The 24,813-nt window shown below is 65.5% G+C and carries 19 protein-coding genes; 9 read left to right on the top strand and 10 right to left on the bottom strand.

Annotation, left to right across the window (positions count from 1 at the left end; translation table 11 throughout):
• Positions 1-15: 15 nt before the first annotated feature.
• Genes ACYQ2W_RS18095 through ACYQ2W_RS18085 form a run of 3 tightly spaced genes read right to left on the bottom strand, consistent with a single transcriptional unit; the run spans position 16 to position 4,861 of the window.
• Positions 16-3,150 (bottom strand): efflux RND transporter permease subunit, encoded by a 3,135-nt coding sequence (locus ACYQ2W_RS18095; RefSeq protein ID WP_459870235.1) that lies wholly within the window; start codon positions 3,148-3,150, stop codon positions 16-18.
• Positions 3,150-4,319: an efflux RND transporter periplasmic adaptor subunit gene (locus ACYQ2W_RS18090; protein WP_459870233.1), complete on the bottom strand. Its 1,170-nt coding sequence runs from the start codon at positions 4,317-4,319 to the stop codon at positions 3,150-3,152. The genes ACYQ2W_RS18095 and ACYQ2W_RS18090 overlap by 1 nt, the downstream gene beginning before the upstream one ends.
• Positions 4,316-4,861: a helix-turn-helix transcriptional regulator gene (locus tag ACYQ2W_RS18085; RefSeq protein ID WP_459870231.1), complete on the bottom strand. Its 546-nt coding sequence runs from the start codon at positions 4,859-4,861 to the stop codon at positions 4,316-4,318. The genes ACYQ2W_RS18090 and ACYQ2W_RS18085 overlap by 4 nt, the downstream gene beginning before the upstream one ends.
• A gap of 372 nt (positions 4,862-5,233) precedes the next feature.
• On the opposite strand from ACYQ2W_RS18085, the gene ACYQ2W_RS18080 reads away from it, so the two are divergent.
• Positions 5,234-5,902, top strand: coding sequence for a response regulator (locus tag ACYQ2W_RS18080; protein ID WP_459870228.1), 669 nt, complete (start codon positions 5,234-5,236; stop codon positions 5,900-5,902).
• Positions 5,903-5,979: 77 nt separating this feature from the next.
• Here ACYQ2W_RS18080 and ACYQ2W_RS18075 read toward each other — a convergent pair whose 3' ends face one another.
• Positions 5,980-8,109: an ATP-binding protein gene (locus tag ACYQ2W_RS18075; RefSeq protein ID WP_459870226.1), complete on the bottom strand. Its 2,130-nt coding sequence runs from the start codon at positions 8,107-8,109 to the stop codon at positions 5,980-5,982.
• A gap of 423 nt (positions 8,110-8,532) precedes the next feature.
• Here ACYQ2W_RS18075 and ACYQ2W_RS18070 point away from each other — a divergent pair, with 423 nt between their 5' ends.
• Both ACYQ2W_RS18070 and ACYQ2W_RS18065 read left to right on the top strand, forming a co-directional pair.
• Positions 8,533-9,270, top strand: coding sequence for a hypothetical protein (locus ACYQ2W_RS18070; RefSeq protein WP_459870224.1), 738 nt, complete (start codon positions 8,533-8,535; stop codon positions 9,268-9,270).
• Positions 9,271-9,392: 122 nt separating this feature from the next.
• Positions 9,393-10,127, top strand: coding sequence for a hypothetical protein (locus tag ACYQ2W_RS18065; protein WP_459870222.1), 735 nt, complete (start codon positions 9,393-9,395; stop codon positions 10,125-10,127).
• A 90-nt stretch (positions 10,128-10,217) separates the two neighbouring features.
• On the opposite strand, the gene ACYQ2W_RS18060 is transcribed toward ACYQ2W_RS18065, so the two are convergent.
• The 3 genes from ACYQ2W_RS18060 to ACYQ2W_RS18050 all read right to left on the bottom strand — a co-directional run bounded on the left by ACYQ2W_RS18060 (position 10,218) and on the right by ACYQ2W_RS18050 (position 14,609).
• On the bottom strand, positions 10,218-10,811 hold the full coding sequence (locus tag ACYQ2W_RS18060) for a TlpA family protein disulfide reductase (RefSeq protein ID WP_459870220.1): 594 nt from the start codon (positions 10,809-10,811) through the stop codon (positions 10,218-10,220).
• Between the two features lie 2 nt (positions 10,812-10,813).
• Positions 10,814-12,085, bottom strand: coding sequence for a peptidylprolyl isomerase (locus ACYQ2W_RS18055; RefSeq protein ID WP_459870217.1), 1,272 nt, complete (start codon positions 12,083-12,085; stop codon positions 10,814-10,816).
• A 175-nt stretch (positions 12,086-12,260) separates the two neighbouring features.
• Positions 12,261-14,609 (bottom strand): cytochrome c3 family protein, encoded by a 2,349-nt coding sequence (locus tag ACYQ2W_RS18050; protein WP_459870215.1) that lies wholly within the window; start codon positions 14,607-14,609, stop codon positions 12,261-12,263.
• Positions 14,610-15,260: 651 nt separating this feature from the next.
• Here ACYQ2W_RS18050 and ACYQ2W_RS18045 point away from each other — a divergent pair.
• Together ACYQ2W_RS18045 and ACYQ2W_RS18040 are read left to right on the top strand one after the other, a co-directional pair.
• Positions 15,261-15,917, top strand: a complete 657-nt coding sequence (locus ACYQ2W_RS18045) for a Crp/Fnr family transcriptional regulator (protein ID WP_459870212.1) — start codon at positions 15,261-15,263, stop codon at positions 15,915-15,917.
• Positions 15,918-16,281: 364 nt separating this feature from the next.
• Positions 16,282-16,962 (top strand): outer membrane protein, encoded by a 681-nt coding sequence (locus ACYQ2W_RS18040; protein ID WP_459870209.1) that lies wholly within the window; start codon positions 16,282-16,284, stop codon positions 16,960-16,962.
• A gap of 26 nt (positions 16,963-16,988) precedes the next feature.
• Here the strand turns inward: ACYQ2W_RS18040 and ACYQ2W_RS18035 are convergent, their stop codons facing one another.
• Positions 16,989-17,114, bottom strand: a complete 126-nt coding sequence (locus ACYQ2W_RS18035; RefSeq protein WP_459870207.1) for a hypothetical protein — start codon at positions 17,112-17,114, stop codon at positions 16,989-16,991.
• A gap of 315 nt (positions 17,115-17,429) precedes the next feature.
• Here ACYQ2W_RS18035 and ACYQ2W_RS18030 point away from each other — a divergent pair, with 315 nt between their 5' ends.
• Complete coding sequence (locus tag ACYQ2W_RS18030) at positions 17,430-17,900, top strand: hypothetical protein (protein ID WP_459870205.1); 471 nt, start codon at positions 17,430-17,432, stop codon at positions 17,898-17,900.
• Here the strand turns inward: ACYQ2W_RS18030 and ACYQ2W_RS18025 are convergent.
• Together ACYQ2W_RS18025 and ACYQ2W_RS18020 are read right to left on the bottom strand one after the other, a co-directional pair.
• Positions 17,897-18,349 carry a nucleoside 2-deoxyribosyltransferase gene (locus tag ACYQ2W_RS18025; protein ID WP_459870202.1) on the bottom strand — a complete coding sequence of 151 codons (453 nt, stop codon included), beginning with the start codon at positions 18,347-18,349 and terminating at the stop codon, positions 17,897-17,899. The two genes, ACYQ2W_RS18030 and ACYQ2W_RS18025, sit on opposite strands and share 4 nt — an antisense overlap.
• Positions 18,350-18,484: 135 nt before the next feature.
• Positions 18,485-19,516, bottom strand: coding sequence for an Rpn family recombination-promoting nuclease/putative transposase (locus ACYQ2W_RS18020; protein WP_459870200.1), 1,032 nt, complete (start codon positions 19,514-19,516; stop codon positions 18,485-18,487).
• Between the two features lie 379 nt (positions 19,517-19,895).
• Between ACYQ2W_RS18020 and ACYQ2W_RS18015 the strand changes: the two genes are divergently transcribed.
• The 3 genes from ACYQ2W_RS18015 (at position 19,896) to ACYQ2W_RS18005 (ending at position 24,755) form a co-directional block, all read left to right on the top strand.
• Positions 19,896-20,684 (top strand): methyltransferase domain-containing protein, encoded by a 789-nt coding sequence (locus ACYQ2W_RS18015; RefSeq protein WP_459870198.1) that lies wholly within the window; start codon positions 19,896-19,898, stop codon positions 20,682-20,684.
• Between the two features lie 764 nt (positions 20,685-21,448).
• The gene (locus ACYQ2W_RS18010) at positions 21,449-23,599 is read left to right on the top strand and encodes an ATP-binding protein (RefSeq protein ID WP_459870195.1); all 2,151 of its coding nucleotides are present in this window, start codon (positions 21,449-21,451) and stop codon (positions 23,597-23,599) included.
• Positions 23,529-24,755 (top strand): response regulator, encoded by a 1,227-nt coding sequence (locus ACYQ2W_RS18005; RefSeq protein ID WP_459870193.1) that lies wholly within the window; start codon positions 23,529-23,531, stop codon positions 24,753-24,755. Before ACYQ2W_RS18010 ends, ACYQ2W_RS18005 begins: the two co-directional genes overlap by 71 nt.
• Positions 24,756-24,813 lie beyond the last annotated feature (58 nt).

The raw sequence follows: 24,813 nt of genomic DNA, 5'->3' as shown, positions 1-24,813 counted from the left end.
TCCTAGGGTCTCCCGCTACACCTCGGTGACGGTGATCCGCCGGGCGTGCCACCACGCGGCGACGTTCTCCTTGAGCATCAGCATGCACGGCGTCATCACCAGGGTGAGCAGGGTGGCGAAGGTAAGGCCGCCGGCCACCGCGGTGGCCAGCTGGGTCCACCACTGGGTGGAGGGGGCGCCCTGCTCGATCTCACGGGTGAACAGGTTGATGTTCAGCTGGTAGACCATCGGCAGCAGGCCGAGGATGGTGGTGACGGTGGTCAGGAACACCGGCCGCAGGCGCTGGGCGCCGGTGCGCAGCACCGCCTCGTAGGGCTCCATGCCGCGGCGGCGCAGCACGTTGTAGGTGTCGATCAGCACGATGTTGTTGTTGACCACGATGCCGGCCAGCGCGATCACCCCCACCCCGCTCATGACGATGCCGAACGGCTCACCGGTGACCAGCAGCCCGAGCATCACGCCGACGGTGGAGAAGATCACCGCCGAGAGGATCAGCAGCGCCTGGTAGAAGCTGTTGAACTGGGTCACCAGGATGATCGCCATGATGAAGAGCGCGACGAAAAAGGCCTCGGTGAGGAACTTCTTGGCCGCCTCCTGCTCCTCGTCCTCGCCCTTGAAGCGGGCGGTGACCCGCTTGTCGAGACTCGCCGTCTTCAGCCACTGGCGCAGCTCGCGCACCTCGGCGTCCGGCAGCACCCCCTCCTCCACGTCGGCCGAGACGGTCATCACCCGGCGGGCGTCGACCCGCTGGATGGTGCCCAGCTTCGGCGCGGCCTTGCGGGTGACGAAGTTGGTCAGCGGCGCCAGTCCGCGGTCGGTCTGCAGGCGCAGTTGGTCGAGCTGGTCGAGGTCGCGGTCGTGCTTGAGCAGGCGGGCGAGGATGTCCACCTCGTCGTCGGCATCCACCGGGCGATAGTCGCCCACCTTGAGGCCGTTGGTGACCAGCTTGATGGCGTTGCCCACCAGCACCACGTCGGCGCCGAAGCGCGAGGCCTGTTCGCGGTCCACCGTCACCTGCCACTCGATGCCGGGCACCGGGCGGGAGTCCTGGATGTCGCGCAGGCCGTCGAGGGACTCGAACTCGGCGCGCACCTTCTCCACCGCCGGCTCGAGCAGCTCGGGGTAGCGGCTGGAGAGCTGAAGCTGTACCGGCTTGCCCACCGGCGGCCCCGCCTCGGGCTTGCGCACCTCGATGTGGATGCCGGCGATGTCGGCGGTGCGCTCGCGGATCTCGTCCATGATCTGCGAGGCCTTGCGCCGCCGCTGCCAGTCCACCAGCTCCAGCTGGATCACCCCGATCACGTCCTCGGCCACCTCCTGGTTGCCGAAGCGCTCGCCGGAGCGGGAGTAGACCGACTTCAGCTCCGCCATGTCGAGGATCCGTCCCTCCACCTCGCGCACCAGGGCGTCGCGCTCGAGCGCCGAGAGGTTGCCGCGGGCGTGGATGTGGACCACCACCTGCTCCGGCTCCACGTCGGGGAAGAACTCGACGCCGTTGCCGAAGAGGCCGTAGGCGGTGTAGCCGCCGATGAGGATGGCGAAGGCGGCGAGGAGGATCTTCACCGGGTGGTGCAGCGCCCCCTTCAGCACCTTCACGTAGAGGCCGCTGAGACCGCGGATCTCGTCGAGATCGCCATGTTCGGCCACCGCCAGGTTGTGCAGCGCCTCCGGGGTGGCAGCGCCGGGGCGGCCGACGATGCCGCCGAGGGTGGGGACGAAGATCAGCGCCATCAGCAGCGAGGCGGTAAGGGTCGCCACCAGGGTCAGCGGCAGGTACTTCATGAACTCGCCGACCACCCCCGGCCAAAAGAGCAGCGGGGCGAAGGCGGCCAGCGTGGTCAGGGTCGAAGCGGTGATCGGCCAGGCCATGCGCCGCGCCGCCTGGGAGTAGGCCTCGCGCCGCGCCAGCCCCTCGGCCATCTTGCGGTCGGCGAACTCGGTGACCACGATGGCGCCGTCGATCAGCATGCCGGCGGCGAGGATCAGGCTGAACAGCACCACGATGTTCATGGTCATCCCCATCAGCGACAGCACCAGGATGCCGGCGAGGAACGAGCCGGGGATCGCCAGCCCGACCAGCCCCGCCGAGCGCAGACCGAGCGCGGCGACGATCACCACCATCACCAGCGCCACCGCGGAAAGGATGTTGTTCTGCAGGTCGGAGAGCATGTTGCGCACTTCGCTGGAGCGATCACCGCTGAAGCTCACCTCTACCCCGGCGGGCCAGTGGGCGCTCTCCTCGGCGACCAGCGCCTTCACCTTCTCGATGGTCTCGATGATGTTCTCGCCGGTGCGCTTGGCGACCTCCAGGGTCACCGCCGGCCGCCCGCCGACCCGGGCGAAGCCGTCGGGGTCCTTGTAGGTGCGGCGCACGGTGGCCACGTCGCGCACCGTGATCACCCGATCGCCGCGCACCTTCAGCGGCAGGTCGAGCAGGTCCTTGGCGCTCTCGATCAGCCCCGGCACCTTCACCGGGAAGCGGCCGGAACCGGTATCGAGGGTGCCGGCGGCGACCAGCTGGTTGTTGCGCGCCACCAGGGCGAAGACCTCGGCCTGGGCGATGCCGTGGCTCTCCATCCGCGCCGGGTCGAGGAGGATCTCCACCGCGTCCTCGCGATCGCCACCGATCTCGGCGTCGAGCACCTCGGTGATCCCCTCGATCTTGTCGCGCAGGTCGCGGGCGAGGGTCACCAGGGTGCGCTCCGGCACGTCGCCGGCGAGCGCCACCACCAGCACCGGAAAGAGCGAGACGTTGACCTCGTTGACGATGGGCTCGTCGGTGTCGTCGGGCAGCTCGGCCTTGGCCAGGTCGACCTTCTCGCGCACGTCGTTGAGCGCCTTGTCGGCGTCGAAGCCGGCCTCGAACTCGAGCACCACCGAGGCCTGCCCCTCGCGGGCGGTGGCGCGCATCTCCTTGATCCCCTCGACCCCCTGCAGCTCCTTCTCCATCGGGCGCACCAGCAGCCGCTCGGCGTCCTCCGGGGAGATCCCCTCGTGGCTCATGGAGACGTAGAGGATCGGGATGGCGACGTCGGGGTCGGACTCCTTGGGGATTTCGGAGTAGGCGTAGCTGCCGGCGATGAGGATGAAGGCGAGCGCCATCAGCACCGTGCGCGAGCGGTCCAGGGAGACGGTGATCAACGAGCGCATCAGGAAATCTCCCTGGGATTTCCTGCGTTGGAAAAGGAGTGCGTCGGCGCGGCCGCCGGCCCGTCATCCGAAGGCTTCGGCGTCGTCCCCTCGCTCTCCTCGGCGGCCTTCACCTTCTGGCCGTCGAGGACGAACCCCTGGCCGACCACGATCATCCGCACCGTCTGCGGCAGGCCGGCAAGCCACACCCCGCCGCTGTCGGCGCGCACCACCTCGGCGGGGTGGAATTGGACCGTGCCGTCCTCATCCACCGTCTTCACCCCGGTCTCGCCGTCGTCGTCGAGCGACAGCAGGGCGGCGGAGACGTAGTGGGCGGGGAGCGACTCCACGTCGATGGAGATCACCGCGGTGACCCCGGCGGCGAGCCCGCCGTCGCCGTTGGGCAGCTCCAGCTCGACGGTGAAGGTGCGGGTCTCGGGGTCGGCGGTGGCGGCGACGTAGCGGATCGTCCCGTCCACCCGCTGGCCGGTGACCAGCCGGGCGTGGCCCAGCTGCCCGCGGTGCAGCAGCCCCACCTCCTGCTCGGTGGCCTGGGCGGTGACGATCAGCGGCGCGAGCTCCACCACGGTGGCCACCGGGTCGCCCACCGCCACGTAGTCCCCCACCTCCACCACCCGCTCCTCCAGCCGACCGGCGAAGGGGGCGCTGATCTCCAGGTGGCGGATGTCGAGCTGGATCGCGCGCAGCTCCGCCTGCGCCTGCTCCAGTTGGGTCAAGGTCTCGGCCAATTGGGTCTTGGCGCGCAGATTCTCCTTGTGCAGTTTCTTCGCCGCCCGGTACTCCAGCTCCCGCTGATGGACCTGCGCCTCGGCGCGGCTCAGGTCATCGCGGCGGGTGCGCGGATCGATGCGCACCACCCGGTCGCCGGCGGCGAGATCCCCGCCGCGCTCGGCCGCCACCTCCACCACCCGCCCCTCGGTCTCCGCCTTGAGGGTCACCAGGCGGGCCGGCGCGGTGTGGCCGTGGAGCACCAGTTGGCGCTCCACCGTCTCGGCCTGCAGGGTGCGCACCCGCACCGTCGGCAGCGGCCGCGCCTTCGGCGGCGCCTTCGCCACGGGGATCTCGGTCTTGCCGTTGGCCTCCTTGGGAACGAACTGTCCGGAACCGAGCCAGGCGGCCAGGGCCACCGCAAAGCCCAGTGCCAACCACTGGGAGCGATTGAGTCTCATCGGGAGGAACCCTCTTTGATGGCGTCAACCAATTCGCCCTTATGGGCGTCGATATAGTCGATCGCGGCACCGAACACCGCCGTGGCGTAACCGGCGACGAAGCGCAGGGCGGGGGTGAGCTCACCGGCCTCGGGGCACTCGACATCGCACCCCTCGACCATCCGGCGCATCTCCTCGAAGCCCCGCTGCCGCTCCTCCAACACCTCGGCCAGCCGGGCCGGCGGCAGCAGATGGGCAAAGTAGATCAGCACCAGGAACTCCGAACGCACCTTGTGCTCCGGCGAGGTGGCCGCCAGTTCGGCGGCGAAGGCGGCGCGACCCGCCGCGGTGATGCGGTAGACCTTCTTGTCCGGACGCCCCTCCTGGGGCACCTCGGTACAGGTCACCAGCCCCTCCTCCTCGGCCTTCTTAAGCGCCGGATAGATGGAGCCGAAACCGGCGGCGAAGAAGTGCTGGAAGGCATCCTCAAAGCGCTTCTTGATCTCATAGCCGCTCGCCTCGCCGAGGCAGAGGACGCCGAGGGTTAGGGTCTTTACATCCACTGCGGAGGTCCTGTGCCCGAAAATATATCGTTAAGATATAGATCGTTCCGATATATATCAAGTCGAAATATTTCACAGAATGAAGACGGGACCGGCGTCAGGCATCACGCGTGTGTCACGGGCGCTGGCGGGATCGTGATCAATTGCCGTGCGGTTGAGACACGTTTCGAGGAGACTCCTAGCCCGCCTCCCGAATGCGTTGCGGTATCTCCTTGACGCCCCTGCGGAAGGGGTGAACAATCGATATTAACCTTGAAAATTATATGATTATTGCATTGGGGTACGGGTGTGGGTGCGGATCTGAAGAGCGAATCCGACGTGGATCCTGTCGGTGCCGACGTCGCCCCCCGGGGATGATGGGGCAAGGGACTCATGTACAAGATTCTGATCATCGACGATCACCCCCTGGTGCGGGACGGCGTGCGACTGTTGTTGGCGGGGTTGGATGCGCGGGTGGAACTGTTCGAGGCCGGGGATTGCGAGGCGGCACTGGGGCAGCTACCGGCCATCGGTCGCCTCGACTTGGTGCTGCTGGATTTGGGACTCCCGGGAACCGGCGGCTTGGCCGGCATTCCCCTCTTCCGTCGGGCACTCGCCGACACCCCGATCATGGTGCTCTCCGCCTCCGAAAAAGCAGACGACGTGCGACAGGCCTTCGCGGCCGGGGCGCGCGGCTATCTCCCAAAATCCTGTGGCGGCGAAGTGATGTGCGAGGCGATTCACCAGCTCCTCTCCGGCAGGGTCTATCTGCCCCCATCCGTGGCTCTGGCGGACGATAGGCCGGCTGCGCCCGCCGCGGCGCCTACCGAGTCGGTACCTTTGACCCCGCGTCAACTGGAGGTTCTGACCCTGGTAACGCGCGGGAGTCCCAACAAGGAGATCGCCCGCCGGCTCAACATGGCCGAGGGCACCGTGCGCGTCCATCTGTCCGCCATCTTCAAGGCCCTGGAGGTCAACAATCGGACGGAGGCGGCCTATGCCGCCAACCGCCTCGGTCTCGTGGTTGATCCGTCTGGCGCTTCCTCTGCGGGCAGAGGATAGGCGAATGAGCCGTGGGGTTGCGCAAATGAACGCGGACTCATACCGGGGAAAACCTTCGTAGATCCCGGGTTGAAGATTTACGACGCCTCCCTCATGCGACAAGCCTTTCGCAGGGTCTCGATGGCCGCATGCACCGTGGCCGCACTCTCCGGGGTGGTGAGCGCCGAGATCTCCTCCAGTGCATTCGCCGCCTCGGCGATGTCGTCGAAACCGAACAGTTGGCTGTGCCCTTTGGCGGTGTGGGCAAGAGCGGTCAGTGCCGGAAATTCCCCGCGGTCGGCGGCGCGGGCCATTGCCTGGAGATCGTGCTCCATCTGCGCGAAGTAGCGCGGCAGCAGCGGTTGCAGCGAAGGGTCCGTTCGATCGTCTCCGAACACCGGAGGGGCTACGCCATGAAGGTATCGATGGAGCGTTTCGAAGAGCTTCGCGCGGGAAATCGGTTTGCTGAGGTAGCCATCCGCGCCGGCGCGTTGCGCTCGCTGCCTGTTCTCGCTGAGGCCGTCGGCGGTGACGATGACGATGGGCGTCGGAGTGTGCCGATGCTTCTTTTCCCAGCGGCGGATCGCGCGGGTGGCCTCGATGCCGTCCATATCGGGCATCCGCAGGTCCATCAAGACGACGTCGAACGGCTCGGCGCGTAGCGCCGCAACGCCCTCCAGACCGCTCGCCGCGAACCGCAGCCGGCACGGCACGTCGCTCAGGTACTCTTCGATCACCCGGCAGTTGAGCGGTGAGTCCTCCACCACCAGCGCCTTGAACGGCGTCGCCGGTGCCATCATCGGCGCACTTTCACCGACCGGCACCGCCTCGTCGGTCGCCGCCAACGGGAGGATGAAATCGAACACGGCACCGCCTTCCGGGCGGTTGTCGGCGTGGATACGCCCCCCCATCCGTTCAACCAGATTGCGCGAGATCGCCAGCCCCAGACCGGTGCCGGAATAGACGCGGGCGGGGGATGCATCCGCCTGTTGAAACGGCTCGAAGATCCGCTCGAGGGTGCCGCCGGGGATCCCCTCACCGGTATCACTGACGGCGAAGTGGATGCCTCCCGAGGGGGGGACTGCGGCGCGCACCGACACCTCGATTCGTCCCGTGTCGGTGAATTTGACGGCGTTGCCGATGAGGTTGATCAAGATCTGCCGCAGGCGCTTCCCGTCCCCCACGACGCGCGGCGGCAAATGCTCCCCGAGCGCCACCGTCAGTTCCAACCCCTTGGTCGCAGCCAGGGTGTGAACGGTGGCGGCGGCATCGGCGACCGTCTCGCGGAGATCGAACGGGGCGTCGGTGGTGACCTCGGCACCGGCTTCCAACCGGGAAAAGTCGAGGATGTCGCCGATCAGCTCGTCGAGGTGACGGCTGGCGGTGGCGAGGATCTCCAACCGGCGTCGCCGGCGCGCATCGTCCGTCGGCGCATCTTCGGTGAGGATCTCGGTCATCGCCAGAATCGAGTTCAGCGGGGTGCGGATTTCGTGGCTCATCACCGCCAGAAACTCACCCTTCACCCGGCTCGCCTCCAGGGCGCGCTCCTCGGCCCGTCGCCGTTCGGCGATCTCGCCCTCCAACCGCTTGCCCTGGAGCCACTCCTGGCGGCCGGCGCGGTTCATTCCGCGAACCGCCCCGGCACCGATGGCAATGACGCCAAGCAACACAACCGGATGGCGGATGATGCTCTCCAGCTCACCCTGGGCGATGTAGGCATACCCCGCCACCAGATACCCGCTGCCGAGCAGCGACGCCCAGGTGGTCAACGACCAGCGGATGGGAATGAAGATGTAGAAGATCAGGATCACGAAGGAGAAAAAGGGGGCGCTGATCAGATTGATCACAAATCCGGCTTGGTGATAGGCGAGCATCTCCACCGTCTCCGAGATTCCGGTGAGCAACTCGGCGGCGAATACCGCCGTCTGCAGGCGGCGGGAGGGGAACGCGGCGCGGCTTTCGGCGATCGCCCAGCCGAACGCGGCGAACAGCGCCAAACGTGCACCACCGACGGCCCACAGGGCGGAACCGGTCTTGAGATCCAGGTAGTTCTGATAGAACGCCAGGAGGTAGGCGATGACACTGATCGTCAACACCACCCGCAACTGACGTGACTGCTCCGGCCAGTGGACACGCAGGTAGCATCGCTCGCGATCGTGGTTGTTGAACTCACCGGTAATCGGCGAAAGCGATTCGTCAGCCGGTAACGGGTTGTCGAGCGGTGGCATGTTTCGATCTTTTCCGCGAGTTGCGGGAATTGTCCCACGGACGTCTTCCAGGATCGGGCTCTCCCCGCCCTCGCGGAATCTTACCGACCTGTTCGCTTCCTTGTTCTCGCGGACACAAGGTTCGATTTCACAAGAGCTGCCAAGACGATCCACCCTGCGCGGGCGGCGCCATATGACAACGCGCCTAAGACACTTGTCGTATTTACCTTCGCCGAGTGCTGCGCGCACCATGCCCGCTCGCCGCAGCTCGAGCGGGGAGCCAAATGGTTTCCTCCCAACGGGACCCCTGCCTCGCCGATCCCGATCTGCCGCGACGCCCGAACCAGCGGTCGGAAACCGCGCCATCCAATTCGTCGAACGCTGCCGGCCATTCGACACGTGATGGTGCACCGAACGTCACATCATGCAAGGAGCAATCAAGCAATGAATTCACCGTTGTTCTCATCCGCACTGGGTCAGATCGACCCCTACACCGTCCTGCGCACCGAAGCCGCGCCACAACGCCTGCGGCGTCGGCGGCCGCTCCCCGACGGGGCGCTCGGCGCGTCACAAACACCGACCAACAAGGAAATCCTGGACGCCGCCAGGGCCCACTATGAAAGCCAGCACAAGGTTGTCGACGCGATCACCTTGGCGGGTCAACACTACGTCGAAACCTCTTCCGGACACAGGAGTGTAGCCACACTCAACGCATATGACTGGAAGTCGCAGCAGGCCGCGCCAATTACACCTACGGCGCATCTGGTTTCCTCCTCGCCGATCATCCAACCCGCCTTGCAGGCGGCATACGACAGTGGGCACGGCGGTAGCATCTCCATCGGTATTTCGGAAAACGCTCAGGTTGTCGTCGGAGAGGAAGGCGGAATCGGCGTTGCCTGGAACCAGCAAGGGCGCTCCGCGGGGGTGGGCTATGCGGCAGGGAGGTTGGGATTGGATATCGACGTGGCCATCAATCTCCAACTCAGCTTCTGGGCCGCCGACTTGACGGGCCTCGCGGGCGATTTCGTGGGACTCGAAATTTCCGCCGACGCGGGCGTAGGAGCGACGCTCGGCATCTACCTCAATCCGAACAATCTGAATTTCACCGGTTTTTCAGTCGGAGTTGGCGCTGGAATCGGAGGCGGCGCATCTATCGTCGCCGGATATACCTGGGTGTTTTGACCCGAATTTCCCACCAAAGGACCCGCGAAGACCCGGCATCCTGGTGAGAAATGCCGATTGAGGCTGAGCCACTCTTCGCTGTCCGTTTCAAATCAAGCGTCCAAAGGAAAAGGAGATTTTCCATGTTTGCAGAAATACTCGACCGCACGACGGCGGAAAACATGCGCACATCCATTGACATCTCCCGGTTACCCGCCGGCCACCCAATGCTCGCCGCCAATGCGCCGACCAATCAACAGATCTTGGATGAAACCAAGAAATTCTATGCGGCGCACCAGAACCTTGTGGATATCGCCACAAATAACGCGAGCAGCGCGGCGCGGGATAAGACATTCGTCAACGAACTGAACAACAACACACAGGCATTTCGGAACAAGTCACTTCCTGGAGGGGCCATACAACTGACCAGCGAATCCCTCTTCGGCGACGCTGCCAGCGGGGGAATATTTGGGCCCATCCTGAAAAACATACATGCGAGCGACCTGTTTACGACCATAGGCGTCGGTGTCAGCGCCCAAGTCGAAGTCTTTGTCGGCGGTTTTGGCGGTCTCGGCTGCGCATTCGACATTCTCAATCGCGAATCTCCCCGGGGCTATGGTTACGCCACCGGGGAGTTGGGCTTTGCCGTCGCCTTCGATGTCAACCTTCAACTTCTCATATTCAACAAGCTGCCTTCGAATCTGAATCTGGGGGTGTATGGCGCGACGGTTACAGCGGATGTAGGCCTGGGAGCCACGTTCGCCCCGTTTTTCACGACGGAAAAAGGTACACCGACCATCCTCGGCTTCTCGGTGGCCATCGGCGCCGGCCTGGGTTTGGGAGTCTCCGCCTTCGCCGGGCACATCTGGGCCTTCTAATGATTGCGGAACCGTCCGGCTGATTCGACAACCATCGTCGCGGAGGCACGCCCGGCCACCGCCCCAGGCGGTGGCCGGGCGGCAGCTGACTCAACGGCCGAGCAGCGGCAGGACGAGGTCGTTGAAGCCCTCGCGATCGAGGGAGCCGTGAATCAGCTCGTGGACCTTCCCATCCGGGGTGATCACGACGTTGTAGGGCACCACCCCCTGGTCGTTGCCCCAGTGGGAAAGGAGCCGGGTATTGGCCTCTCCGGCCACCAGCACCGGGTAGTTGATCCCCAGGGTGCGCCGCACGTTGGCCAGCTTGGCGGGGTCGTCGACACCGACCCCGATCACCTGCAACCCCTGCCCGGCGTAGCGCTCCTGGAAGCGCACCAGATCGCGGATCTCGTACTGACAAGGCGCGCACCAGCTGGCCCAGAAGTTGACCAGCAGGGTCTTGCCGCGCCACTCCTCCAAACCATGGTCGGCCCCCTCCAGGTCGGGCAGGCGCAGCGCCGGCGCCGGATCGTCCACCGCCAACCCCGGCGCGGCGGGCCGCTTCACCGTGGGCGAGGGTGCCGACACCGCGGCGACCGCTGCCTCGGCGTTCGGCCCCACCGGCGAGGCGCCGCGGCTCCAGTAGCCAAGGGCGACGCCGCCCCCCAACACCAGCAGCAACGCAAAGAACCGCTTCCCCTCCATGCTCATTTCGCCGCCGCCGAATCGGGCAGCCGCCAATCGACCGGGAAGCGCCCGCTGAGCTCCTTCAGGTAGGGGCCCATCCGCTCGGTCACTACCGCCCGCGCCACCCGGTCCTTGACCGCCTCGTAGTACATCTGGCGCCCCAGCTTCCGCTCGAGGATGATCACCAAGTGGAACCCCTGCGGGGTCTCGATCACCGGACTGACCCGGTTGTCCTCCAGCCCGCTCATCGCCGCTTCGATCTGCGGCATGCCGCTACCGGCGGGGAGCCACCCCATGTCCCCCTTCTGCTCCCGGCCGAAGGGGTCGATGCTCAGCTGGGAGGCCAATTCGAAGAAGTTCTCGCCGGCGACGATCCGCGCGCGAACCGCCTCCGCCTCCGCGCGGCTCTTCAGCACGATCTGCCCCACATGGCGCCGCTCCGGCACCCGCGAGAGATCGGGATGGGCGTCGAAGTAGGCCTTCAGCGCCTCCTCGTCGGCGAGCCATTCACCCTGCTTGCGTTCCATCAGCAGCGCCGGCAGCCGTTCCGCGGCAAAGGCGTCGACCAGGGCGGAGACGTCGATCCCCTCCTCCTCCGCGGCGCGCGCGCCGAGCACCTGCTCGACCCGCTCACGCAGCTTCAGCAGCAGCTCCTCGTGGCTCTCGCCGGGTTCGGCGCCGATCTCCGCGGCGCGCACTTCGATTCCGTCGCCGCTGGCGAGCACGCTCTCCGGCGCCATCGTCGGCGAGAGGTTCTTCTCCTCGTACTTCAGGTGGTACTTGTCGGCCAGGTGGGCCAGCGCCACCGCCTTGAAGGCCCGGTACTGGGTGGAGCGGTAGGCGGACTTGGCGGCGGCCAGCGCATCGGGCTCCCCCTGGTAGCGCTCCTTGAGGCGGGCCTGCTCGTCGGCCGGGATCTCGATGCGCTCGCGGACCCCCTCCATGTAGGCGCGGTAGAGCAGCGCCAGCCGCTGCTCCTTCAGCTCGTCGCGGTAGGCGGGCAGCTCGTCGAGCTTGAGGCGCCGCGCCTCCAGCAGCAGCAGGCGGGAGGTGACCAGGCGCTGCAGCATGCCACCGCGCAGCCCCGCCTGGCTCTTGCGGTCCATGGCGACGAACTGGGTGGCGAACGGCGAACTCTGGATCGCCTCCTCCAGTTGCGCCGCGGTGATCGTCTCGCCCCCCACCCCGACCAGCACCTGATCGGCGTTGGCCCGGGCCCCGCCGGCCAGCGCGCTCAGCAGCAACAGGGCGGAAACGGAGCGGGTGCGCAGTGATTTGGACAGTTGAATCATGTCGGTGCGTGAATTCCGTCGTGGTGACCCACAGGGTTGCGGATCAGCAAAGATAAAGCAAAAAGGGGGCGGGCATTACGCCCGCCCCCAGCCGGTATTCCACCCTCCCCCGCCACGACGGCGGGGGGTTGGATGGAGGCCGCCCATCCAGCGGGCGGCCGGTTGTCGCCAAGGCTTACTCGGGGATCTTCCCGCCGAGGTCCGGCGCAGAGGCGTGCATCCACTGGACGGCGGAGTCGAAGTCCTCAAGGATCGACTTGCCCTTCCAGACATGCTCCTTCTTGTTGGCCACCAGCGGAACCCCCTTGTCGTTGGTGAAGTGGCAGGCCGCACAGGTCAACGGACCGTGGGAGCCGTTGGGGTTGTACTGGGTCGGCTGCTTGTAGGTGGTCCAGTCGGTGTCCGAGGTCACCGGGTAGAGGCCGTGGATGGACTCATGGCAGGTCTGGCAGGCGAGGCCCGCGTGACCCTTGGTGTAGCGCATCAGGCTGTACTTGCCGGGCTGGTTGATCGGGAAGGCGACGCCCCCCTGACCCTCCACGAACGGCGCGGCGTGGCAATCCGCACAGTGCGGGGCACCGGGCGAGATCCAGTAGTCACGGCCATGGGTGGCGGCCTCGTAGGGCACCGCCAGGGCACCGGTGGCCCCCTCGGGCAGCTTCAGCGACTTCGGATCCACCGCCGGGTTGGCGGAGAGGATCTTGACGTTGATGTCGCCATCCTCGTCCTTGGTCACCAGCGGACCGTTGCCCTTCAGCGCGATCACCGCGATGTCGGGCACCAGACGCTCCCGAGCCCAGGTCAGCAGGATACCGGACTTCCCGGGGGTGTCGTGACCCTTCGCGTCGGGCACCACCTTGGGATCCATGTACTTCTCTTCCAGCTCCTTCTTGCTCACGCCGATCGCCTTGGCAATCTCGTCGAGGGACTTGTTGCGCAGGGTCTCGCCGGTCTGCTTGAAGGCGTTCTCCAGGTTGTCACGCTGATACAGCTCGCGGGAGAGCTGGTTGTGGCAGTTGGTGCACCACAGACCCTTGCCCCCGTCGCCGGTACCGATCTGCGAGACGTTGGTCTTCAACCACTCGCCCACCGCGTTGAGGTGCTCGGGGGTGCCGACACCGTCCTTGTCCTTGGCCGGGTTGGAGTGGACGTCGCGACCGACGTAGCAGCCGCCCTTGGCATCGCGATTGTCGCCGTTGGCGTAGGCGTTCTTGCCGTCCGCGGTGATCGGGTAGCCGTCCATGTTGCCGTCCTGACGGTGCGCCGGGTGGCAGCCCTGGCAGGAGGCGGTACGGCCGTGCTCGTCCGGCATCGGCACGTTGGTCTGGTGCACGGTGTGGATCGCCTGGGTGAGCGGCGGGATCACGTGATCCTTGCCGTCCTTGCCCTTGTGGGTCTTGGAGTTGAGCACCCCGATGACGTTGTCGGCGTGGCACTTCTGGCAGAGCACCGGGTCGTGACCGAGACGGTTGGCGGTGTCGCGGCTGGAGCCCTGGTAGTTCTTGGTGAAGTCGGTGCCGTGACGATCGTCGTGCATCTCCAGGATGGAGAGCGAGGTGGCCTTCAGATTGGCGATCCAATCGGAGGCACCGAGCCCCTTCCAGAAGGCGCGTTCGGTCTTGTACAGCTTGTACTTCTTGCCGTTGGCCGTCTCGTTGGAGTGGCAGTTGGCGCAGTTGGGGATGTCGATCGGGTTGGTGCCAACGAAGGAGACGGGCTTGCCGCTCTTGCCGTCGATCACCGGCTCCCCGCTCTTGGCGTCGACCATCCGCACCCAGGCCTGCTGGTAGGGCTGGATATCGCTCTCCACGATGCTCAGCAGATCCTTGGATTTGCGATCGTTGAACGGTGTCAGCGGCAGACCGAGGGCGTCCCAGATGCCGGGGTTGGTGAGCACGATCGGCACGTTGTCGAGCACCGGGGACTTGGTGTAGACGATGGTCCCCTCCTCACCGGTGTAGTGGAGGAAACCGCCGTTCATCGGGCTGGGCGCGGCGGCGCCGGCCGGACCGTTGTCCTTGGGAACCGGGATCTCCAGACCGACCCGCAACTTCTCGCTGTCCTTGCTGGTGCCCTTCGGGTTGGTGCCCTTGAGGTCCTTGTAGACGTAGAGATGGGTGAAATAGGCGTTGGCCACGTTCTCGTTGGGGCCGTACTTGCCGTCACCGTTGACGTCGTAGGGGACGTTCCAATACTTGAGCTTGTTGCCCTCGGAGTAGGTGTTGTCGAGGTGACCGTAGGCCAGTTTGTAGCGGTTCTTGCCGTCCTCCAGGACGCTGTGGTCATCCTCGGCGGCCTCGAGCAGCTCCGGCCAGCGCTTCTTCGAGCTCGGGGTCTTGATGACCTGGCTCTGAATGGAGTTGTAGGGCGGCAACACGCAGCAGTAACTGAAATCGAAACCGGTGCAGTGCATGCCCAGTTCATAGTTGATGCTGATGTTGTACTCGTTCAGCGGCGAGAAGGGGGAGTGCTCGGACTTCATCGCCGCCGAGCCTCCCTTCTCTCCGCTGTCGTTCTGGGCCATTTGCGTACTGCAGCCGGTAACGGCCGCCGCACACAGGGCCGCGTAGACCCACGGTCTAATTCGCATGGTTAAACCCCCAATCGACATCCTGATACATCGGCCGCCACCTTGCGTGGCGACCCCACAGCGTCCCGGCCCCTGCCGGCCGATGGCATCCAAGCGCCCTTGGCTGCCCCACCGGTGCAATCCCTGCTAACGCATTTTTTCCCTGATTCCACCGGCATCGCCGATGAACCCCGCCCGGCATTCACGCGCTTTTTATGCGGGTAACTACGGATCTTGCCGCGGCCAAACCCGATATGTCAAATCCGGGCACTTTTCGGCCCGGATTGTTGTTTTACAGCCGCTCTCCACGGGGCCCCGTACCGCGGCAGCAACAAACAACTAACTTATTGTTAAAACACAACAAATTAATTAAAAAAGAAAATATGTAAAATTTATATAAAGGGAAAAAACAATAGAAATTAATTAAATACTAATTAATCGCCTTCCATTTCCAAACTGTGCGCCAGGCGGAAGCGCCCTTCAGCCTGTGTCCCCTCCCCTCGTTCTTTCCACCTCGTCATTCCCACCGGCACCTCGATCGCGGTTGGTGTATGTTTCGGGTCCATCTGAAACATTGAGCGAAACGTCACCGGAGCAAGACCCGCCATGCTCGAAAACATCGCACTGTTCAACGGGATGCCCACCCGCGAACTACACATCCTGGAGGGCTACACCAGCCGCCGCCGGGTCGACGCAGGCACCGTACTGTTTCGCGAGGGGGACGAGAGCCGCTACGTCTATTGCATCCTCTCCGGGGGGGTGCGGGTCTATCTGAGCAGCAGCCAGGGACGGGAGTACACCATCAACACCCTCGGCCCCGGCGAATATTTCGGCGAACTGGCGCTGGTCGACGACACCCGCCGCTCGGCCAGCGTCGAGACGCTCGACGAGACCCTGCTGATGCGTCTCTCCCAGCACGACCTGGAGCGCTGCATGCAGGAGCACGCGGCGGTCGCCATCAACCTGTTCCAGCGCCTGGCGGTGCGGGTGCGCGAACTGACCCGCGAGGTGCGCGGCTTCGCCCTGCTGAGCAAGCGCGAGCGGCTCCAGCAGCTGCTGCTCGAACTGGCCGAAGGGCAGTCGGGGGTGCGGGTGGTGCGCAACCGCCCCACCCACGAACAGCTGGCCGAACGGATCGGTGCCTCGCGTGAGATGGTCACCCGCCTGCTGCGCGAGCTGGAGCGCAACGGGCTGATCGAGAAACGGGGGCGGAGCCTGCTGATCCAACCCGCCTTGGCGGAGCCGTTCCTCGACAACTTCTGACGTCGACGTCCGGTGCCAACGTGAAAGGCGCCATTGTGAAAGCACGCGGAGATGAGAACTCGACAGTAGGGTGTGCCGAGATACGAGGCGCGCTGCCCTCTCCGACCGGTGCGCCTCCTACCGTCGGCACACCCTACCCGACTTTCATCGTCCGGGGTGGCTCAACGGCTGTCCATGATCGTCAACGGGTTCTCGGATTCGCCGGCCCCCAAGCTCGTGGACCTGCATGTGATCCATTACCGTGCCTGAGCGGGCGCCCCGAGCCATCATGCGCCGCGGCCCATCGGCGGCCGGCGACCGGGCACGACCGCCGCGCGAAAAGCGGTACCCTGTCTCTCCTCCAATCCAGACCCAAGGAACCGAGATGAACCTGCGACTCTCCCGCCTTCCTGCCATCCCCGCCGCGCTCGCACTCTCGCTGCTCTCGGCGCTGCCGCCAGTGGCGAGCGCCGACGAGGGGTATTTCGTCGAGGCCGGCGTCGGCTATGGCGAGACGACCTTCGACCCCGACTACACCTTCGTCGACGGCAGCCCTTCCCAATCGTTCAGCGATCAGCAGCGGGGCAGGATAACGAGCGTGGGGTTCGGCTACGAGAAGGCGCTGAGCGAACGGTTCTCCCTCGCCATCAGCGCGAACCTCGTCGACCAGCAGGCGGAATGGACCCTCTACCTGCCGTGGGAGCCGGCCTGGTTCAGCTACGAGATCCCCCGCACCCTGGGCCTGATCCTCACCCCGGCGTGGCAGCCCGCCCCGCGGTGGCGGCTGTTCGCCGAGCTCGGCCTGATCTCGGGCGAGGTGAAGGAGCGCAAATACTCCGCCGTGACCAGCCACTACGATGCGGACGAATGGGTCAGCGGGCTACTCCTCGGCGTCGGCGTCGGCTACCGCCTCAACGACCGCCTGGAGATCACCCTCGGCCGCCGCGAGATGCGCTACGACGACCTCACCTACAGCACCCGGCTGCCCGACGGCAGCCAGCGGGCCACCGTCACCGACTCACCGACCACCGCCTACACCTCGCTCGGCCTGCGCTACCGGTTTTGAGCGTCCCGCGGCGGCGGGATGGATGGTTATGCCGAGAGGTTGCGCAGACTGCCGTTCGGCATCCCCGACGGGGCCCTCTGCAGGTGGCGCTGGGCGAAGGCCGGGTCACCGGAGGAGAGGGCGTTGCCGACCTGCTCCAGGGCGGCTTGCAACGGATTGCAGCCGTCGCCGTTTTCGGACGGTGATCAGGATTCGACCACCCATGGGCGGCGCCGGGCGGTCGGAGGAGAGGCCTCCCGGAGCCCCCCCCTCTCCACCGACGCCCGCCTGATATCCAGTCGATGGAGGAGCCCGCAAGGGTCTGTCAGTTCGGAGTAAAACTGTGTAAATCCCTGCGCGGCGCCAGTGACCGGCGAGGCCAACGGCGTTATTTTCCTCCTCACGCAGCGCGTTTCCGCGCGGCGTCGGCCACTGCGATAGCGGTAAACGCCCCACCCGCACAGATGACGCACAAAGGAGACACTCCCATGAGAACCCCCACGCTCTTGCTGCTGCTGACCGCCCTCGCCGCCGCGCCGGTACTGCACGCCGAACCGCCGGATGCCCCGCCGGACGGCGGGAGGGGGCCGCGCGGCGGTCCGCCGCCCGAGGCCTTTGGCGCCTGCGAGGGGAAGAGTGCCGGCGACAGCGCCGAATTCACCGACCGTCGCGGAGAGACCCGCCAAGGCACCTGCGAGGAGTCTCCCGACGGGTTGGTGCTGCGCCCCGCGGGTGGCGCTGGCGGCGGTCCCGGCGGCGGACCGCAGAGCGGCGATCGCCGCGGCCCGCCGCCGGAGGCCTATACGGCGTGCGAGGGGAAGAGTGCCGGTGAGCGCGCGGAGATGAATACCCCACGGGGCGACACGATGCAGGGCACCTGCGAGGAGTCGCCGGAGGGGCTGGTGCTACGACCGGAGCGCAATCGCCGCCGGCCCCCGGCGGACGAGGCCAACCGCTAACAGCGATCGAACACGCACTCGAGCAGCCGCTCGCGCGAATCGACGATCTGCGCGCACGCCATCTCGATCATCGCGTTGACCACCGCCCCTGCCGACTCCCCGGCCTGGCGGAAGTCGGTGCGGATACCGATGATCCGGCGACCGTCCATGGCGGAGCGGTAGAAATAGCCGATCTCCCACGCGGTGCCGTCGTCCACCTGGGCTCCGTCGAGCAGCGCCAGCAGCAGATCGCAGCGCTCCAGGCCCTCCCGGCAGCGGCGGAAGATCTCCCCGCGGGCGCGATCGCCGAGCGCGTCGATCTCCCGCTGATCGATCAGCTCGTAGGGCCAGACGACCTCGACCTCCCGCTGGAGCTCCCGCGCCCGTTCCAGCAGCAGGCGCCTGGTCTCCCGATGCCAAGCGCGCTCGGCCTGTGAGAACAGCGGGCCGGCGAGGTAGATGGTGGACATGGATGAGAACCGTCGATGGAAGGGCGGAGAGTACCGCCACCGGGGGACAGGCAAACGCCCCCGGTGGCAGGCCGAAAGCGGGTCACCTTACGGATTGACGGGGAAAAAGAAAAGTCCGGTGGGCGGGAACCGACTTCAATCCTCCTCGGCGAAGACCTGCTCGAGGGTCTGCGCATCGAGGATGCGCTCCCCCCATCGCTCCAGGGCCTCCTGCGAGGCCTCCTCCAGGCGGTCGCCGGCCCACTCCGGGAGGGGCCCGAAGCGCAGTGCGAGCAGCCGGCTCAGGAGGGTGCGCTCGCCCTTACGCTGCCCTTCTGCGAGCCCTTCCGCGAGCCCCATCTCACGCCCTTCGGCACGCCCTTCGGCACGCCCCTCTTCGAGCCCCTGGCGTCTCCAGCTCAGGGTCCAATCATCGGTCTCTTCGGCAAGCATCCGCTCCACCTCCGGTAGGTCATTGGGGTCCAGGAATTCTATAGCACCCTGTGAACGGCTCACCAGCAGTACGCGACCGATCCAGATGGCAAAGGAGCGGCGTAGACGGGTCTGTTCCGGGGCGCCGAGCCAACCGCGCAGGGCGCGGACCACTTGCAACACTTCGGCGGGGGAGCGGCTGTTCTCCAACCGGAAGAGGGCAGCGGCGAGGTTCTTCAGCGGTGCCAGCTCCGCTTCAGCGTAGCGGCGTTCTTCCAACACCAGATGGCGAAAGGCGGGCCGATAGGCCTCCAGGCCGCCCGGCACCGGCTCGATCAGCTCACCGATCTCCAGCGGCGCACTCCAGCGGGGACGACCGTTGTAGAGCACCAGCGGGAGCACCGGCGGCAGCCGGTCGCCGGATTTCAGACCTCCGCCCTTGAGCAAATCCTGGTAGAGCAGCCCCAGGTAGGTGAGCAGGCGCACCGCCATGAAGGGATCGACGGTCGACTGAAACTCCAGCAACAGATAGACGTAGACCCACCGCCCCCTCAGCCGCACCCGCCACACCATGTCGTCGATGCGCTCGCGCAAGTCGTCGCTGACGTAGCTGCCGGCGACCCGCTCCAGGGTTGCGAAGTCCAGCTCCCTAACCCACGCCTCATGGACGAATCCCTGCAAAAGGTCGCGCACCAGCTCCGGGTGGCTGAAGAGCTGTTTGTAGCCGGAGTCGTGGTCCGCCATCAGAATTCTCATTTAATGATCATCATCATTATCCGTTTTGTGTTTCAAAGTATTCAATTGGGAAAATTCTGATAGGGAGGGCCGTGCCCGACGTCACGACGAATCCGCTGTCCGGGGCCGGTGCCGACGGCGAGGCCACGGCGGGCGCGGCCCGCCCGATGCGCAGCCGACCGGTGCGGGCGGGCAACCACCCTCACATTCTTCGCGAACCGAACGTCCGGGTTGGCAACCGTCGGTGACGATCGGGCGATCTCCATCGGTGTTATCATCCATTTCCCGCGCATCGGGCGACGACAGAATGTGCCCGCAGCGGGACCTTCGGGGCCGCCACGCCCTCCCCCGCCACCACCCTTGAGACGAAGTGAGAACGATGAGCAACCGCGGATACATCATGGACAGCGCCAGCGAGGGAAACCGGCTGGAGGGGAAGACCGATCCGGTGGAGATGGTCCGTCAGCTGCGGTTGGTGGGGCTAGCGCCGGGAATGAGAGCGTTGGATGCAGGCGCCGGCACCGGGGCGGTGGCGCGGGTGATGGCGGAATTGGTGGGACCTACGGGAAAGGTCACCGCCCTCGACGCTTCGGCACAACGCATGGAGCAGGGGCAGCGGCTGGCCGCGGAAGAAGGGGTGGCCAACCTCGATTTCATCACCGGCAATCTGCTGGCCCCTCCAGTACCCAAGGGGAGTTTCGATTTCATCTGGAGTCGTTTCGTCTTCGAATACCTATCCGATGCCGACGGCGAGCACGCCATCGCTCAACTAACTGACCGGCTGGCGCCGGGAGGCATCCTGGCGATCGCCGACCTTGACGGGAATATGCTCTTCCATGACGGGCTCGACCCGAAATTGGAGGACAATCTGAACCGCATCATCGTCGGACTGGGGGAATCCTTCGACCCTTATGTAGGACGCAAACTCTACGGCCGCTTCTACCGACAAGGACTCAAGGATATTCAGGTTCACTGCATGCCTTATCATCTCTTCGCGGGACAAGCCTCAGAGAAAGATATCGAAAATTGGAAAGCCAAATTCGTCACCACCCGAGACTATGGCGTCGACATTCTAGGCAGCGAACGTAGTTACGAAGTCTTCGTAGCGAACTTTCTCGATTTTCTGCGTCGAGATGACACTTTGACGTATAGCACTCTATTTCTAGTAAGCGGAAAGAAACCGGTCTAATGAACAATGCGACCGCCACAACTACTAATCACCCAACAGCGGGGGAACTTTCCACCCGAGCGCTCAGAGCCTTATTGACTTACTACGCGACAGCTTATGGAGATGAGAACCTAAAAAGTGCAATCAACAAGGCCGGCTTTGGACACGGCATCGATGTAGATTATTTTTATGACGAAAACAACTGGGTCTCGTTCGATATTGGCCAGCAATTAATTGATGCCCTGGATGACGCTGCAGACGATCCAGAATATCTCGTAAATGCGGGACTTTCGTTGGCAAGCAAAGAAAACCTTGGCATGGTTTTCTCGACCTTTAAGTCATACGAGAACCCTCGCATCTGCTATCAGAGCCTATTTCCGACGCTGCCTCTATATAACCGGGTTGGTGTTTTCGAAATTCTCGACATTTCCGACACGTTCCTTCGCTTTCGCTATACCTCCCGAGTCGTTGAACCCAACCGCAGGTTCTCCGATTTTCGTATGAACCAGCTCGCTTCCCTAACCACTATCTGGGGCCTCCCCCCTGCAAAGGCACGCCGAACCCGCTATGACGTCCTGGAAAACGACCACGGTGCGATTTATGAATATGAGTTTCGTTGGGAACGTCTTCACTCCTATCGCCTCGTTTTCGCAGGGGCCCTATTGGGAACGATCCCAGCAGTCTTCTCTTTGGGGTTGGCTGTGCCCCCTACCTCCCTATTTCTCGCGTTGCTCGGCGCCACAACCGGAGGCTTAGCAGGAAAAGTCTTAACGGATCGACGCCGAATGAAGGATCAAGAGCATATCCTCCGAGACCAAACAGATGACCTGCTTCAGTCGGTTACCGAGATCCAAACCCGCTACGACGAAGTCCAAGCCCTCAACGTCTCCCTGGAACAGAAAGTCGAGGCGCGCACCGCCGAGCTGACCGTCGCCAACGAGCGTCTCACCGAACTGGACAAACTGAAGGACCGCTTCCTCGCCAGCATCTCCCACGAGCTGCGCACGCCGCTGGTGGCCCTCTCCTCCACCCTGCAGATGATCCTCAACGGCGACGGCGACCCGGCGCTGCACCGCTCGCTGCTGGAGAACGGCAGCGAGGCGCTGGACGACATGCTGGAGAACGTCAACGACCTGCTGCTGAAGAGCCGCTCGGAGCGGGGCATGATCGACCTGCGCTGGTCGGAACTGGAGGTCGGCGAATTCACCCGGCGGGCGCTCAACGTCTTCGGTCCCCTGGCCATGCGCAAGGGGCTGGTGCTGCACTTCGACAACCGGCTGGACGGGCCGCTCCCCCTCTACGCCGACCGACCGAAGCTGAAGAAGATCCTCAATAACCTGGTGGGCAATGCGCTGAAGTACACCGACCACGGCACGGTGACGGTGACCCTGGAGCGGACCGACCGGCGTTGCCTACTGAGCGTGGCCGACAGCGGCCGCGGCATCCCCGAAGGGGAGTTGGAGAGCATCTTCCAACCCTTCTTCCAGGCCTCCAACAACCCCCACCGCGAGGTTCAGGGCGCCGGCATCGGCCTCTCCCTGGTACGCGACCTGGTGCAGCTCCACCACGGCGGGATCACCGTGGAGAGCCGGCTCGGCGAAGGGAGCCGCTTCACCGTGGAGCTGCCCCTGGGCCACGACCACGTGGACTGGGAGCGGCTCGACGACTCGCCGCTCACCGAGGAGCCCGACCGGCGGGTCGACCTGCGCCTGCGCGGCTTCGACGACCTGGACCTCGCCCCCTTCTCAGAGCGCCGCGCCGACCGTCAGACGGTATTGCTGGTGGAGGACAACCCGCAGATCGTCCAGGTGCTCGGCTACCTGCTGCGCAGCCACTACGACCTCCACTTCGCCCGCGACGGCGAGGAGGGGCTGGAGCGGATCCGCGCCGCCCGGCCGGACCTGGTGATCAGCGACATCATGATGCCGCGGATGAACGGCTACGAGCTGCTCGCCGCGGTACGCGACGACCGCGCACTGAAGGGCACCCCGTTCATCCTGCTCACCTCCAAGGCCGACCGCATCTCCCGCCTGCGCGGCTTTGAAGAGGGGGCCGACGAATATCTGACCAAGCCGTTCAACAACGACGAGGTGCTGATCCGGGTACGCGGCCTGCTCCAGCGCAAGCGGCTGGAGATCGAGTTCGCCCACCTGGAGAAGATGGTCGCCCTGGGCCAACTGGCCGCCGGCATCGGCCACGAGATCAACAATCCCATCGCCTTCGCCACCAGCGCGGCGGAGACGGTGGAGAAGGCGTTCGGCGCGGTGGAGGCCGGGCGGATCGGCCTCGACGAGGGGATGAAGATGATGCGCGGGGCGCTGGAGCGGATCAAGGAGGGGACCCGCCGCGTCGCCGAGATCACCGAGGCGCTGCGCGGCTTCGTCCGTCAGGGGGCGAAGGGGTTCCAGCCCTACGACATCCATCCGGCGATCGAGGCAACGCTGACCATCCTCAACACCACCCACAAGGCCGAGGTCCGCTTCACCCGCCGCTTCGAGCTGGCGGAGAAGGTGGAGTGCAACATCAACCAGCTCAACCAGGTGATCCTCAATCTGGTGAAGAACGCCACCCAGGCGCTGGAGGGGGTGGAAGGGGCGGAGATCATCATCGCCACCGCGCGCGAGGGAGAGGAGGCGCGGATCGTGGTGGAGGACAACGGCCCCGGCATCCCGGCCGAGCTGCTCGGGCGCATCTTCGACCCCTTCTTCACCACCCGCGCCCTGGGCAGCGGCACCGGTCTGGGGCTGCACATCTGCCGCCAGATCGTCGACGAACACCAGGGCCGGCTGACCGCCGGCAACCACCGGGGCGGCGGCGCCCGCTTCACCATCCATTTACCGTTACGACAGAAAGGCAGCGCAGATCATGATGGCGGATTCACTCACCCCCACGCCGACCGAAGACTGGAAGCGATACGTTATCCTCATCGTCGATGACGAGCCCGCGGTGGTCGAAGAGCTAAGAAGCGTCTTTCGGCTGGAGGGGTTCGAGGTGGTCACCGCGCTGAGCGGCGAGGAGGGGCTGGTCCTGTTGGATGAGGTGCCGGCGAAGCTGGTGATCTCCGATCAGAAGATGGCCGGCGGCATCCCCGGCACCGAGTTCCTCGCCGCGGTGAAGGCGCGCGACCCGGAGATCGTCACCATGATGCTCACCGCCTTCTCGGAACCGGAGTTCCTGATGGAGGCGGTCAACCGCGCCAACGTCTTCCAGTACCTGCTCAAGCCGTGGAACCAGGAAGAGCTGATCCACCGGGTCTCGGTGGCGCTGCGCTACTACCACGCCCACGCCGAGCAGCGGCGCCTCGCCCGCGCCAACCAGCGACTGCTGGAGCGGATGACGCGGATGGAGACCTGGTCGCTGTTCGGCGACTTCGCCACCGCCCTCTACGGCCGCTTCTTCCCGGTCCTCCAGGCGGGCCTGGTGGCCGGCAGCCCCGCCGGCAGCGGCGCGCTGGAGCAGCTGACCGACCGCGACGAGTGGACCCACCTGAGCACCGTGGTGAGCCGGCTGGGCGAGGTGAGCAGCTTCTTCCACCTCCCCGCCGGCTTCCACAGCGCCTCGGTGGTGGAGGCGGTGCGGCGCTGCGTCGAGGAGGCGCGGCGCCACAGCGCGGAGCTGGCGGTGGAGTGGCGCGAGACCTACGAGGAGGGTCTGCCGCCGCTGCGCCTGCAGGGCCACACCCTATCCATCGCCCTCAAGGCGCTGCTCGAGAACGCGGTGGTGTTCAGCCGCCTGCCGCCCGCCGGTGGACCCGGAGAGGTGTCGGTACGGGTCTACCGGGCGGAGACACCGGAACCGGCGATCCACATCGAGGTGGCGGACAACGGCCCTGGCGTGGCCGACGCCGAACGCCCCTTCTCGCCGCTCTACACCACCTGCCTGCAACAGAGCGCGCCTTGGGTCCACAACCGCGGGATGGAGTATTTCAACTTCGAGCCCTACAACCACGTGGGCCTCGGACTGGCGATCGCCCGCTGGTGCATCACCGAGCACGACGGCACCCTGGAGCTGGTCAACCCCGGCGAGGCGGGGGCGTGCTTTCGCATCACCCTGCCACTCGACCAGGAGGTGCCGATGCGCACCTCCCCGTAGGTCGTCGCTACCGCGGCGACGGGAACGGAGGCACCTCTGCCGGGGTCACTGCCGGACT

Source organism: Endothiovibrio diazotrophicus, from assembly GCF_054657215.1.
The sequence above is the reverse complement of the archived record's forward strand: the minus strand, read 5'-3'. Positions and strand labels throughout refer to the sequence as shown.